The 13,793-nt window shown below is 48.1% G+C and carries 10 protein-coding genes; 6 read left to right on the top strand and 4 right to left on the bottom strand.

What is annotated here, in order from left to right:
• Positions 1-3: 3 nt before the first annotated feature.
• Together CWE22_RS08990 and hsdR are read right to left on the bottom strand one after the other, a co-directional pair.
• On the bottom strand, positions 4-1,785 hold the full coding sequence (locus CWE22_RS08990; RefSeq protein ID WP_169931101.1) for an ATP-binding protein: 1,782 nt from the start codon (positions 1,783-1,785) through the stop codon (positions 4-6).
• Position 1,786: 1 nt separating this feature from the next.
• Positions 1,787-4,105, bottom strand: a complete 2,319-nt coding sequence (hsdR, locus tag CWE22_RS08985; RefSeq protein ID WP_169931100.1) for an EcoAI/FtnUII family type I restriction enzme subunit R — start codon at positions 4,103-4,105, stop codon at positions 1,787-1,789.
• 166 nt (positions 4,106-4,271) lie between these two features.
• Between hsdR and CWE22_RS08980 the strand changes: the two genes are divergently transcribed.
• The 3 genes from CWE22_RS08980 (at position 4,272) to CWE22_RS08970 (ending at position 6,281) form a co-directional block, all read left to right on the top strand.
• On the top strand, positions 4,272-5,213 hold the full coding sequence (locus CWE22_RS08980) for a hypothetical protein (protein ID WP_169931099.1): 942 nt from the start codon (positions 4,272-4,274) through the stop codon (positions 5,211-5,213).
• Between the two features lie 39 nt (positions 5,214-5,252).
• Positions 5,253-5,915 (top strand): hypothetical protein, encoded by a 663-nt coding sequence (locus CWE22_RS08975; RefSeq protein ID WP_211618682.1) that lies wholly within the window; start codon positions 5,253-5,255, stop codon positions 5,913-5,915.
• Positions 5,916-6,089: 174 nt separating this feature from the next.
• Positions 6,090-6,281, top strand: a complete 192-nt coding sequence (locus tag CWE22_RS08970; RefSeq protein ID WP_211618680.1) for a hypothetical protein — start codon at positions 6,090-6,092, stop codon at positions 6,279-6,281.
• A gap of 36 nt (positions 6,282-6,317) precedes the next feature.
• Here CWE22_RS08970 and CWE22_RS08965 read toward each other — a convergent pair whose 3' ends face one another.
• Entirely contained in the window at positions 6,318-7,181 is an 864-nt protein-coding gene (locus tag CWE22_RS08965; RefSeq protein ID WP_169931097.1) for a YicC/YloC family endoribonuclease, read from the bottom strand.
• A 157-nt stretch (positions 7,182-7,338) separates the two neighbouring features.
• Here CWE22_RS08965 and rph point away from each other — a divergent pair, with 157 nt between their 5' ends.
• Together rph and pyrE are read left to right on the top strand one after the other, a co-directional pair.
• The gene (gene rph, locus CWE22_RS08960) at positions 7,339-8,052 is read left to right on the top strand and encodes a ribonuclease PH (RefSeq protein ID WP_169931096.1); all 714 of its coding nucleotides are present in this window, start codon (positions 7,339-7,341) and stop codon (positions 8,050-8,052) included.
• A gap of 128 nt (positions 8,053-8,180) precedes the next feature.
• Complete coding sequence (pyrE, locus tag CWE22_RS08955) at positions 8,181-8,828, top strand: orotate phosphoribosyltransferase (protein WP_169931095.1); 648 nt, start codon at positions 8,181-8,183, stop codon at positions 8,826-8,828.
• Between the two features lie 86 nt (positions 8,829-8,914).
• Here the strand turns inward: pyrE and CWE22_RS08950 are convergent, their stop codons facing one another.
• On the bottom strand, positions 8,915-10,621 hold the full coding sequence (locus CWE22_RS08950; RefSeq protein ID WP_169931094.1) for a cyanophycinase: 1,707 nt from the start codon (positions 10,619-10,621) through the stop codon (positions 8,915-8,917).
• 393 nt (positions 10,622-11,014) lie between these two features.
• Between CWE22_RS08950 and CWE22_RS08945 the strand changes: the two genes are divergently transcribed.
• Positions 11,015-13,789: a TonB-dependent receptor plug domain-containing protein gene (locus tag CWE22_RS08945; protein WP_169931093.1), complete on the top strand. Its 2,775-nt coding sequence runs from the start codon at positions 11,015-11,017 to the stop codon at positions 13,787-13,789.
• Positions 13,790-13,793 lie beyond the last annotated feature (4 nt).

Below are 13,793 nucleotides of genomic sequence, written 5' to 3'. Positions count from 1 at the left end.
GATTTATAGTTTTCCAGTAATAAAATTATACATGTTTGTGATGTCTTCACTGATCTCTTGAGGTGGAATCAGGTCGACATAAGTTTGAAGTTTTTCGTAATCGAGCCCTGCTTCATCGCTGTTAATCAGCGGATCTATAACGGGTTTTGCGTTAAGACGGCCAATATCTTCATTGTCACCCCGTTCATTTTCTTGTAGATAGTATGGTGCTCTAACCAATTCAGGGTTATTGATCTGTTCCACTGCACCGTAGTGCGCTAAAGCTGTATATGAAAGCAAGTAGTTTTTAATTTCGCGGCGCTTCCAGGCTAATAAATATGGTGTGACACTCGAGCCGCGAGGCCATTGAACTGCAGCTAGTAGCTTACGATAGCTACGCCCATTGATCTGCACACCATCATTGGCATTCCATTCGAGAGCAGCTTCATCTCTGTCACAAATCAGGAAAACTTTTGTTGTTACAAGTGATGACTCAATCTTGCTTAGGCCGTGTAACCAATCAATTTTACCTTTACCAAAAGTCTCGCTAGCAGATGCATAGCTGGATGACTTTTTCATGGCATGAACATCAGATAAGCGTTCTACGTCCAAGCCTGCACGCTCTGCCAACTTGGTAAAAATAATCCAGTCGTTATAGTCATCTAACAAAGCAATACTGGGCAGCTTGCCACATACTTCAAACTCAACGGATTTGGCACGAGATAACACACTGAGTCGGCTAATTAGCCGTTTGATTTTGTTGTCTTCATTGATGCGACCATTTTCTACAACTTTTAGGTGTTCAATGCGGTTTTCTTTAGCAGAAATGGAATCCAGCAAGTGTGTTGTCGTAATGGCATGACCTTGGATGCTATGTAATAAGGACCAAAGCTTTTCAACGTTCTTGTAATGGAGGTGCGAATCAGCTTCGTCCAGAAGGAATAGTGCATTTTCGGCATCAAAGAGATCGATTAATGCATATAGGAATAAGAGCTGGTATTCACCGTCACTCAAATCATCCAAATCTAAACCTTCTTTGAAAGTTAAGCCTATTTTCGACCTAGGTATAAAATCGTCTGTTCTAGCTGCTTGGGTAAAGAAATCAACCGCTGGCAGTTCTCTGTATACATCCGGTATCGGCTCTTCTCTTGTCGGGTCGTCAAATAGGTTTGATAAGAAATGTATTCGAGTAATCTGTCCCGATTGTAGCCGCACAGTGCGACTTCTTATGGTTTCCTCGAATTCGTACTCTTCATCGATACACTCCTCAATAAAGTTTGCTAAATTCCGATGAAATACCGTTTGACGAAAGGTGTCTGTTTCACCTTTTTCTTCTCTCTTAAGTGCCTGCTGAATTTGCGTCACATACGCGCTTTGAATGCGAAATTGAATAGAGAGAGTTGAATGTATATCATCTTTGTAGCCATCTTCGCTTTCCGCTGTGTAACCTTTTTCGAGAAGGAAATCTCTGACCTTACCAGTTTTCATTAACGTGCTTGCAAGGAAAATAAGTATCTTGGACCAAGATTTATCATAAAAATACGCATAAACCTGCTCAGCATCATCAGCTCTCTTTAACTTCTTCAAATACGAAGAAAAGGCTTTAGAGAACGACTCATTTTGCCCACTGGAAAAGCAGACTACTCGATAGTCACGAGCTCGACCTGCTTTGATGCGATCTTCAAAGACTGACTGTAAGATACTTGATTTCCCGCTGCCATTTTCACCAATCAACGTTGCCACTTTGTCGATTGTCAAAGTTTGCGTCTGATCGTGGAGTGGATTCGGGGCTAAAGTTAATTCCATTTTAATTCACGTCATAAAGCTGTTGCTGTAATTGTTTAAAAGCGGCTAGCAAGTATGCTGGTTTACCGCCAAATGCTTTGGATGCATCTTTTGTGGTGCCCAACCCCGACAATTCTATCAACGCAGGTAGCCGTTCACGAGATAGCTCTGTGCTTCCGCTCTTTTCATATCGGTTGAGTACAAAATGCAAAAACTTCTGAGCTTTTTCATGCTGGTATTGGCTAAAGAAAGCTCTGTTAGTACGTAGGTTGTCGGCTCGTGCTTTCCTGGTTTCCATGGGCTGCTCAAAAGCAAGAAACGCTAATAAATCAAAGATGTCGCAGTCTTCGGCTTCAAACATACGTCGAAGAGCAGTTAACTGCTCTTTGTCGAACCCCGCTTGCACCAATTTCGCAAGCAAAGTCTCGCGTTCATCTGGATCGGACCAAGTTCTCCTCAGTTCGTCAGCTGACTTAAATAGCCCAGGTAACTGATTTATTAGGCGTTCGACAAACTCCTGTACAGTGAGAGGTTTCCCGTTTTCATCAATGTAGCGAGTCTCTACATCAATGACCTTAATCTCTCGGTGTTTGCCCAGCTTTACCTTCAATCGTGTTTTGGGCTCTTTTCGTTCAGTATCTGATGTGTTACCACTGTCGTCAGCTTCTGAAGGTGGGTAGGGAGTTGGTGTTGGTTCACGCGCTTCATTTGGCTCAGGAGCCTCTGGCTCGCCATCCCAATCTTTGTCATAAAACTTATTGGTCGCACCACGAAAATCGATAATAGTGAAATAATCTTTACCATCAAAAACACGGGTTCCGCGACCAACGATTTGTTTAAACTCAACCATTGACCCAACGGTACGATCAAGAACGACGTTCCTCACGTTACGTGCATCCACGCCAGTGGTAAGCATCTGTGACGAAGTGAGAATGGTTGGAATGTCTTTATCGTTGTCTTGGAATTTCTCCAAAAGCTCCCGACCAACCTTTCCCTCATCGCTGGTCACTCGAACGCAGTAATGCGGGTCTCTTATTTTTTTATACTGATTAATCATATCGCGAATCGTGAGCGCATGATTCTGGTCTTCGCAAAAGACTATGGTTTTATCAAGCGGCTTGATATGGTCAACGATTGCCTTTGCGACTAAATCTGTTCTATCATCGACGGTTATTTTCCGATCATAATCTTTTACTTCATAGACGTCTTGGCCCGACTCACCCTCGAGAATTTGATCGTCTTTTGTCAGGACAAGCTCATCTAGGTTAGTACGTATTCGTTTGACCCGGTATGGCGTTAAGAAGCCATCATTTATGCCTTCTTTTAGAGAATATTCAAACGCTGGCTTGCCGAAGTAATCATAGGTATCAACGTTCGCTTCACGTTTTGGGGTAGCCGTTAAACCGACATGCACCGCACTGCTAAAATGGTCAAGAATTGCTCGCCAGGAGCCTTCCTCGTTGGCGCTGCCTCGGTGGCATTCATCTATCATGATGAGATCAAAAAAGTCACTTGGATATGACTTATAATAGCCTTCAATGTTTTCACGCTCGGCAATCGCTTGATAGATCGCGAAGAAAATATGCGCATTAGTTGGGACAACGCCTGACCGTTTACGAACCTCTTCTCCGTTAATTTTAATGAGATCTTTTTCGTAGGGATTAAAGGTATTTATTGCTTGGTCAGCGAGTATATTTCGATCAGCTAAGAATAAAATTCGGGGGCGTCTTGAACCCGGGTCATCTTTATTCCAGCGAGACTGAAATAGCTTGTGAACAATCTGGAACGCGATGAACGTTTTGCCGGTTCCTGTAGCCAACGTCAAAAGTACTCGGGACTTACCTTGCCCTATTGCGTCGGTAGCCGCATGTACAGCAAGCTCTTGATAGTATCGCGGCTGCATAGCGCCTTCTAAATGAAAAGGTACGTTCCGAAGCTCTTGGCCTAGATTGGAGTTTTTACCAGCGTAACGTTTCTCCAACTCCTCAGGTGTCGGATAAAACTCGACATACTCACCTTTTCCCGTTTCGAGGTCGAACTCATACGTCTGTTTACCGTTACTTGAGTAGACAAAACGCACCAAAAGTTTGTTGGCATAATCTATGGCTTGTTGAAGCCCTTTAGTGGGATGCTCCGACTCCTTTTTAGCCTCGACAATGGCGAGATAGCGATTGTCTTTATGAAGCAGATAATCGACGAAGCAACGTCGTCCACGAACACCTCCGGCAAGCTTTCTGCCGTCAGTAAAATAATGTTCGCGAATTACGTTCGCGGGCTTCCAATCTGCCGCCGCAAGAGCGGGGTCAATATAACTTGCCCTAGTATCAGCCTCTGACTGCATCCCTGTGCTCCATGTTCACTAATCCAAGTCGGACCCGACCTTTCCCAAACTGTCTTGATTGAAGAAACGTGATGGTTTTAAAAGTTGTAAGTTATGACGTACATTACCAGAGTTTGTTGATAATTTGGATCTCTGAAATTTCAAAGTACCGATGGAGCATAGTAACTTGATTCGCAAAATTCTATTTAGCACCGCACTACTGATAGCAATCTCTTTTATCGGTTTATCAGCAACTATCTTGGTAGCTCAACACAATTGGTGGCAATTGGAGGACTTCACTTTGAAACGCCTCCAGTACATTCAATTTTACATGGCCACAAGCTTTATAGTTGTTATGACTACAGTCTGGTTATACATGCTTGCAAAGAGAGGTTTTCACGCATACAAGATCCATCAGCTTTCTGGAATTATCGGCTGTACGATCTTCTCACTGTCGTTAGCGTTGTTAATTGTTTGGAAAAGCATATTCTGGATGTTCGTCGTAGCTGGAGCTTTATGCTTGTACTGCTCATTCACTCCACTAATAAATAGATTTTCTCGCAGATTTTCTAACCAAAAGTGGGAGCCCGCCCTATTTTGGTCGGCAATCGTGACGTTATTGGTCTTCAGTCTTGGCGGGCAAGCTAATATTCTTTTGAATCAACATTTTGGGATAGACCCAAGCCATTTCAGTTACACTAAGCCTATTGCAGTTGCGTTAGTCGCAGCACCGTATACACTAATTCTCTCAATGGTGCTGCTAGTAATTTCAGTTCTTAGTCTCAACCTCAAAAAAAATACCAAAAGCTCAGCTAAGGTTAAAGCTACAAACTTAGCTGCTCATACGGATGCTGACCGAGAATTACATGTTACTCAGTTTAGTTTTTTTATCAGCAGCTATGTACTGTTGATTATCAGTGTTGTTGCCGGCTCCAATATATCAACTATAGTTGAGAAAACAGCTACAACATTGGATTTTAATAACCATCATCCGTGTCAATTTGATAGTACAGTCAAAGGTGTTGTTTTTCTTGATAAATCACTAAATCACGTTCTTGCTTATCGCCCTGAAAATAGCGAAAAATATGTAGTTCTCGAGTGCAATTTAGTTAAAACGACAAGTGAATGAAAAGCACAAACATAGTGCGCAGTGATATAGGATATCTGGATGACTTGCTTCTGCTGTGAGAAAAACACTCCATTCAATGATGAGAAGCATTGCCCAGTTTGCGGTCATGTATTTATGGGCGACGGTTGGACGGGTATTGACGCACATTGGAAGGCGAAACACGAAAATGTAATGCCTTATGAATTATTCTGGGCAACGCTTTGCGAACGGCATAAGAAAGTAAGCTTGAGGCCACGTCAAGATCCAAAGGATAAGCCACATCAAAGAATCGGCTCTATCTCGAATGCCCATGTAGGTCGGGATTTCGAGTCTGCTGTCTTGCAAGCCTTCGCAGACCTCGGCATGCGCCTTCAAAAAAATGTCTCTGTAGAAGTGGGAATCGCTGGCTCCAAAAAGGGGCACGCATTCGACCTTGGTTGTGAAGAACAACGCATTCTAGTCGAATGCAAATCACACCGATGGACTTCAGGAAATAATGTACCCAGTGCCAAAATGACCACTTGGAATGAAGCTATGTATTACTTCCTCGCAGCGCCAGCAAAATTCCGAAAGATTATGGTGGTACTTCGAGACTTCTCTGAGAAGCGAAATGAAACATTGCTAAGTTATTATCTGCGAACAAATAGCCATCTCATTCCATCAGATGTCGAATTTTGGGAGTATGATTCTCTAAATAGATGTCTTGAGCGGGTATACAACTAGAATATGATTGAAAATGCAGCGTAGCTCCAAGGATAACTTCAAAAGGATTTAACATGAAAAATCACGCACAAAGCTTAATTCTTGTTTTGATCATTCTACTCGGTCTCAGCATGTAGCGGAAAATCAAGCCCTGGACCACTGGAGGGAACTTGGCGCATGTCAGGTTATGCGCCAATGACTATAACGTTCCGCGATGGGGAAACCGAGACTCTTGGTGTCATTGAGAAAGTCAAATATGAGATGGAAGGTCGTGACGTGCTCGTAACTTATGTCAGCGAATTTGCAGAAGGTATGACAATGCGCTACACGATGACCGGACCGAACACTGCACGCACCGAGATGGGAACTCTTCGACAAATCAATTAACAGAGCCTGACGCAAAACGTCAGGCTTTATTGCAAATCACTCGACATTCTGGATCTGCTCGCGCATTTGCTCGATGAGGACCTTGAGGTCGACGGCGGCGGCGGTGATGTCGGCGTTGATGGACTTGGAGCCGAGGGTGTTCGCTTCGCGGTTGAACTCTTGCATCATGAAGTCGAGACGGCGGCCACAGGCGCCACCTTTGCGGAGGATTTTTTGGGTTTCTTTGACGTGGGCATCGAGGCGGTCGAGCTCTTCGGCAACGTCGACTTTCTGCGCCAGCATGACCATTTCGGCTTCAAGGCGTTGTGGGTCGAGTTCAACTTTGGCTTCTTCGAGGCGCGTCATGAGGCGCTCACGCTGCCACTTCATCACTTCTGGCATGTGGGTACGGACAAATCCGGCACGCTCAGACACGCCTTCGAGTCGCTCTTCGAGCAAGCGCTGCAATGCGGCACCTTCGCTTTCGCGGTTCTCGATAAATTCTGCCAATGTGGTTTCAAAGGCGGTGAGCACGTCGGCTTGAATGGTGTCCATGTCGTCTTCTTGCTGCGCAACCACACCTGGCCAGCGCAACACATCAATGGGATTCAACACGGCACTAGCGGACTGATTCGCGACCCAATTCGCGGATGAAATGACACTTTTGGCGAGTTCTTCATTGAGGTTGAGCGAGGTTTGTCCGCCTTGTTCAATGGTCAAACGCAGTGAACATTCCACCTTGCCACGCTGCAATTGCTTCCGCAGACGTTCACGCAAGTTGTTCTCTAGGCTACGAAATGACTCTGGCAACCGGAAGTAGGTTTCCAAAAAGCGCTGATTGACCGAGCGCATTTCCCACACCGCATTGCCCCACTCGGCTTTCATCTCATGCCGCGCATATCCGGTCATACTTTGAATCATGTCGTACCCTCACTACCTCAAATTTAGCAGCGCTCAGTGTACCTCAACCCGCGACCAACAGAAAGTAAGCACATCACCTGTGCAGCGGCGCAAACTGCAAAAGGTTCTGATATAATGCCAGCCCGAAAATTATCCAAGACAAGTTAAGGAGCGCAGCATGCGTCCAAGCGGTCGTACTTCGCAACAAATTCGCCCGGTAACCATTACCCGGAATTACACGCGACACGCCGAAGGCTCGGTGTTGATTGAGTTTGGCGACACCAAAGTGTTGTGCACGGCGAGCGTCGACAAAAGTGTCCCGCGCTTCTTGAAAGGCAAGGGTCAGGGTTGGGTTACAGCTGAGTACGGCATGCTGCCACGCTCGACGCATTCGCGGATGGATCGTGAAGCTGCGCGCGGCAAACAAGGTGGTCGCACGGTGGAAATTCAGCGCCTGATTGGCCGATCGTTGCGTGCCTGTGTTGACCTATCGGCGCTTGGCGAAAACACCATCACGATTGACTGTGACGTGCTCCAGGCCGATGGCGGCACCCGCACGGCCTCCATTACCGGTGCCTGCGTGGCATTAGTCGATGCACTGAACTGGATGCGCAAAGAGAAGCTGGTGAAGTCGAATCCGTTGAAGGGTTTGGTCGCCGCTATTTCTGTGGGTATGTACAACGGCACGCCAGTGGCTGACCTGGATTACCCGGAAGATTCAAAAGCGGAAACAGACATGAACGTCGTCATGACCGAAGACGGCAAACTGATTGAAGTACAAGGCACTGCTGAAGGTGAGCCGTTCTCGTTCGAAGAAATGAATGAGATGTTGGAGCTGGCTCGGCATGCAATTCGCGAGCTAATGGATCAGCAGCGCGCCGCTCTCGCGTAGCGCCTGAGGGGTTTGCTACTAGCTACTGGATATTAGCTATTAGCAAACCCCTTTGCACACCGTCGCGACAGGTTTCGGTTTTCGAGTAGCTAATATCTAGTAGCAAGTAACGCTCTCAGAGGTTTTCCATGAAGTCATATCAGAAAGAGTTTATTCAGTTCGCGCTGGGGCGCGGGGTACTGAAGTTTGGTGAATTTACGCTGAAATCAGGGCGAGTAAGTCCTTACTTTTTTAACGCTGGATTGTTTAATCAAGGCTCTGATTTGGCGCGGCTGGGCCGCTTTTATGCTGCGGCGCTGCAAGACAGCGGTGTGGAATATGACTTGCTATTTGGTCCGGCGTATAAGGGTATTCCCATTGCCACTGCAGCAGCCATCGCCCTGTTCGATACCTACCAAAAAGATGTTCCGTACTGCTTTAATCGCAAAGAGAAAAAAGACCATGGCGAAGGCGGCAACTTAGTCGGTTCACCGCTGCAAGGTCGAGTAATGCTGGTCGACGATGTGATCACCGCAGGTACGGCTATTCGTGAGTCGATGGAGATTGTGCAAGCCAACAACGCACAACTCGCGGGCGTGTTGATCGCCCTCGATCGACAAGAGAAAGGCAAAGGCGAACTAAGCGCAATTCAAGAAGTGGAACGTGATTACGGCGCAACGGTCATCAGCATCGTATCGCTGAACGACGTGATTGAATTCGTCCGTCAGGAGCCGGAGTTCGAGCAGTATCTGCCAGCGGTAGAGGCATATCGCGCCAAGTACGGAATAAGCGCGTAAGAGCGTTGGTCGTTAGTCGTTGTTCGATAAACCCAAGACAACCACGAGGCTCACGAACAACGAACAACGATTAACGAACAACGTCTTTAGAATTTCTCTGGGGTTTCCAGCGCTATCCCTACTCGGCCATTCATGACCTGACACTCGCCGCCTGAGATCTGTGAGCGGGTGTTGTCATCCGCTAATACCGTCAACCGATATTCACCCTGCAGCAAGTTGAACTGCTTGCGATCACGACATAGCAACCGCATTGAATCAATCATGCCACGGTCATCTAGGAAGCGCGTGGTGGGTTCGGTTTGAACAATGTCACCATCCGTTGCGAAGCGCACCGCATTGATATCTTGATCGCTAATGCGGCCCGACGCCCCTGAGGTCAAATAATGAAAGGTTGATGCCACGGCGTTTGTCGCTTGCTGTGCGCCTACAACAAAGAACACTCCGCGTTCACCAATCACCCGAAACTCATTGCGCAACACGTTCACTTGCAGCGCGGTCGTTTCATCGACGCCAATCGCCATGGGCGTGAAAGTTTCAGCGGCGAGGCGCATTAACCGCGCTTGCCGGCCGCGCTCAGAAAAGTGGGTATCCAGAATCGCGTATGGGAACAAACCGATGCCACCGAGTGGGTGGTACGTGAGCGTGTCTTGATTCATATCACGCGGACACGAATCGTTGTTGTTACAGCCAGGTACCGGTGGTTCCGCTGCTCGTGCACCCGCCTTCAACGCTTCTGCAGAGGTGCCATTGGTGATCATCGACTTCGCGGTCATCACGGCAGTACCTGCACTGGTGCCGCCCACCACAAAGTTACCGCTGCTCACCCGCGAGTATATTTCGGTCAACAAGGGTGACGGTTGGCTCAATGGATTCAGCAATGCTTTGCGCGTAAGGTTCTGGTCGCCGCCGTTGATAAATACGGCATCGACGTTCTCAATCATCTCGATTCCGGCGCCAGCACGCTTACAGAATTCCACTTGCTGTTGGTATTTCTCCGAATGCACACGGCTGCGATCCCAAGCGCCAAACTGCTCTTCACGGATCTCATTAATCGCATCACATTTACCACTGCGCTGCGCTTCATACACCGCCGCATCAATCGGCAGCCACTGCGCTTCAGCGCCAAGCTCAGCAAATAAGTTCACGTAAAAATCGACCGCGTCATAAGGGTCACGCGCAGAAGCAGTAATCACGGCAATGCGTGGTTTGTCTTCACCACCAGCAACAGTGCCACGAACCTTTTCAGCCTGCGCCACAAACTCCTCAAACACGCCAACCGCTTCCTTGTTCAGTGACTCGGCAACATTCACTTGTTCTTGCATGCCCGCAGGCACTGGCATTTCCAAATGATCGAGGATTAAATTCCACTCCGAATCACTTAAATTCTCGTATAAATATTGGGTGGCACGACGGGTAAATTCATCCACAAACACGCGCTCTGGCATAATGTCTTCGTTCACACGTTCACGAATAATTTCGAGTGCTTCGCGCACTTCATCGCGTGTTTCACGACGGTTAAACGGCCAATAGTCGTCATCAAGAAGTGGCTTGGTATATTTGTCAGAAAGGTTGATGTAACGGTCGACACGCATCACTTCATTGTCGATCCAGCCACCCTCGTCACAATTATTTGCGGCCATACTCGAACAGATGGAAAGTGCGCCACCAGCAAGTAACAATTGGTAGTCTGGGCCACTGCGCTCAGCCTCTGCAGACTGCGCCATAGCCAGCATTGGCAAGCACGCCAGCGCTCCCGCGACACCCTGCAGTACCTTACAAACTTTGTTACTCATTAACCTACTCCTTCACCGCTACTTCTGTTTTGGCTCAATTGACAGCCGCACAACCTAATGCTAATTATTAATACAGTCAACTTATGACAACCAATCGAGCTGTAAGTTTACAACTCAATTCACACCAAAACAGGAATTACGGAGGCCAGAGTATGTTGAAAAAAGCATGTCGCTTAAGCGCATACCACTACCGTAACTTCTATCTCTCCGAATGGTGGGACGAATAGCGTTTCGCGATAATCCGTAGGGATTATCACGAGGGCTTCACGTCTTCGACTTCTTCCAGATTCCAGATCCTCAGAGCATCGTGCTGAGCTACATTGTTGCGCCAAGAGCGTGTCGACAGCTGTGCCTGAGTTATAAAAATCATAAGAAGCATTCAGAGGGATAGTTATGTCTATCAACACAACCACGACCGCAACCTTAGCGGCACTCGCAACCTTCGCACTCTCACCGGTGGCACTTGCGCTGCAAGCTGAAACTGCGGATACCACCGAGACCGAAGCAGACGAACGAATTCAAGTTACGGGCTCACAAATCAAAGGCGTCGACTTAGAAGGCGCACAACCACTTACCGTCATCGACGCCGAAGAAATTGCCAACTCACCGGCTGATACCATCAGCGATCTACTCAAGTATGTTGCGCAAACACGCGGCGGCAGCGGTAGCTTCAACACCAGCTCCAGCGGCGCACTGCAAGGCGATTCACCTGTGGGCCAAGCAGCGGCCTCGCTGCGCGGACTGGGCGCATCGAGCACACTGACGTTGGTCAATGGTCGCCGTATTAGCGCCAGCTCATTTGCCAATAACTTCGAAAACTTTGTCGATATCAACAGCATTCCACTTGCCGCCATTGAGCGTATTGAAATACTCGCTAACGGCGCCTCAGCTACCTACGGTGCAGACGCTATTGCTGGGGTTATCAACTACATCCTGAAAAAGGATTACGAAGGCTTTGAAATCAATGCCGGTTACGGCAACTCCCAAGCCAGTAGCTCCGATGACAAGGTCAATCTCAACCTCGTAGGCGGCACCAATATTGGCGATACCAACGTCACCGCTTACTTGGACTACTACAAACGCAATGCCTTGTATGACCGCGACCGCGAGCAAACCGCCACGAGCTTTTTCCCGAGCCAGCAAGGTATCTACCCAAGCTTTAACACCTTGTTCTTTGATGACATCGACTATGTCGAACAGTCGTGTCCGGACAACCTTCGTTATGACGGTCGCGAAGGTTTCCCTACCAGCTCGTTTGGTGAGTACTGTGAGTATAATCAAAACGCGGTGGTACCGACCTATGCTGACCTAGAGCAACTCGGCGCAGGCTTAAATCTGAACACCCAAGTGGGCACCATGAATTGGTTTACCGAAATCATGTGGGGCCAAACCAAGTCCACCAGCAATTCAACCGGCGCGCCGTTCAGCGGCTTTGAGGTGGCCTATGACCATCCAGATTTCCCAGACGAACTCAAAGCTCGTTACGACGCTTTATACGATGATCTCGGTTTCGCACCAGATGACCGCATTCTCACTTGGGGTCGCTTTGCCGACGGTCGTACTATCAGCAACCAAACTACCGCTTATCGCATTGTAACCGGCCTGAATGGTTATGTCGGAGCCTGGGACTGGGAAGCGGCAATCAGCTATTCACGCAGCGAATCCGAGCAGCGTGCTGAAGCTGGAATTATCAATGAAGACAAGTTCCAAGCTGCGCTATTAGGCGAGCTCTGTGCAGATGGCTCTCTGGGCTGTAGCCCATCGGAGGGTGGTATCTGGTTTAACCCGTTCGATGGCCAAACAGGCAACGAACAAGTGCTCGGCTTGATTGAAGAGCGCGTCCCGCGCAACGGTGAATCCACGTTGTTGGGTCTTGATTTCAAAATGTCGGGTGAGTTATTTGATGTCGATGCGGGCATCGTTTCTGCGGCTTGGGGTGCTGAATTCCGTCGCGAGGAAATTACCGATACGCCTGACCCGATTGCGCGCGGTACTTTTGAGAACAACTATGACCCAGGTGTGATTGGCTTTGGTTCGACCGGTGCCAGCGCCGAGCGGGATCAATGGGCGGTATTCGGTGAGCTGTTTGTGCCGATTACTGAGAAGCTCGATCTGCAATTGGCCGGCCGTTATGACCATTACGATGACTTCGGTGGCGACTTCAACCCGAAAGCGACCTTCCGCTACACGGCGACCGATGACTTGATTTTACGGGCATCCTTTGCCGAGTCATTCCGCGCTCCGTCACTCTCACAAGTGGGTGCTGAAGTGACCTTGAGTTCCTTTGTGCTGGATTGTAAGCCTGAATTTATTGGCAACTACTGCTTTGAAGGCGATGTAGACAACACCTTCCTGACCAAAGTGTTCGGAAATGAAAACCTCGAAGCGGAAGAAGCGAAGTCTTATAACGCGGGTTTTGCCTGGAGCGCGTCGCGTGACATCACCTTAACCGTTGATTACTGGCGCTTTGAGCACGACAACATTGTTGGCGTCGATGGCGAGTTCTTGTTGCTACGCAGCTTAACCGACCCAGACTTGCGCAAGTGTGGTGAATTACCAGCCACCCTGAACGAGGGGATTGGTTTTGAAGAATGTGACAATGGCGTCGGTGTGATTGATAGCCGCATTGCCGGTGACATTCATCTACAGTTGCAAAACCTCGGCAAGCAAGAAACCGACGGTTTGGACGTAACCTACACCCATTATTTCGACATGAACGATATGGGCAGCTTACGTTGGACGGTCGATGCCACCCATTTGTTCAGCTTTGAACGGCAGTTATCACAGGAAGCGGATATTGAGGAGTTGGCCGGTGACTGGCGTTACCCAGATACCATTATCACCAGTCGCTTACGCTGGAGTGGTGATGACTGGTTCGGTGGCGTCAGTGCGCAATATACGTCTGCATACAACGACAATATCGAAGGCTTAAACCAAAGCGAGTTAGACCGTTTGGGAATTAGCGCCAATCGACAAGTGCCGAGCTGGACAAAAGTGAACGCACATGTAGGCTATGATGTCAGTCGCGATCTGACGCTTCGGCTTAGTATCGAAAACTTGTTCGACCGTGAAGCACCGACCGCTTTTGGAACCAGTGCCAATGTCGATCACTACAATCATGACACCATGGGCCGCTTCTATCGTTTGAGTGCGACCTACCGGTTCTAACGGA

This window comes from Pseudidiomarina aestuarii, assembly GCF_003987355.1.
In the GTDB taxonomy this organism is placed as follows: Bacteria; Pseudomonadota; Gammaproteobacteria; order Enterobacterales; family Alteromonadaceae; genus Pseudidiomarina; species Pseudidiomarina aestuarii.
This window is presented reverse-complemented; position numbering and strand designations above follow the sequence as displayed.

Excerpts from the sequence above, each read along its gene's own strand:
- CWE22_RS08990 (WP_169931101.1), bottom strand. The coding sequence starts at position 1,785 with ATGGAATTAACTTTAGCCCCGAATCCACTCCACGATCAGACGCAAACT.
- hsdR (WP_169931100.1), bottom strand. The coding sequence starts at position 4,105 with ATGCAGTCAGAGGCTGATACTAGGGCAAGTTATATTGACCCCGCTCTT.
- CWE22_RS08975 (WP_211618682.1), top strand. The coding sequence starts at position 5,253 with ATGACTTGCTTCTGCTGTGAGAAAAACACTCCATTCAATGATGAGAAG.
- CWE22_RS08970 (WP_211618680.1), top strand. The coding sequence starts at position 6,090 with ATGACTATAACGTTCCGCGATGGGGAAACCGAGACTCTTGGTGTCATT.
- CWE22_RS08965 (WP_169931097.1), bottom strand. The coding sequence starts at position 7,181 with ATGATTCAAAGTATGACCGGATATGCGCGGCATGAGATGAAAGCCGAG.
- rph (WP_169931096.1), top strand. The coding sequence starts at position 7,339 with ATGCGTCCAAGCGGTCGTACTTCGCAACAAATTCGCCCGGTAACCATT.
- pyrE (WP_169931095.1), top strand. The coding sequence starts at position 8,181 with ATGAAGTCATATCAGAAAGAGTTTATTCAGTTCGCGCTGGGGCGCGGG.
- CWE22_RS08950 (WP_169931094.1), bottom strand. The coding sequence starts at position 10,621 with ATGAGTAACAAAGTTTGTAAGGTACTGCAGGGTGTCGCGGGAGCGCTG.
- CWE22_RS08945 (WP_169931093.1), top strand. The coding sequence starts at position 11,015 with ATGTCTATCAACACAACCACGACCGCAACCTTAGCGGCACTCGCAACC.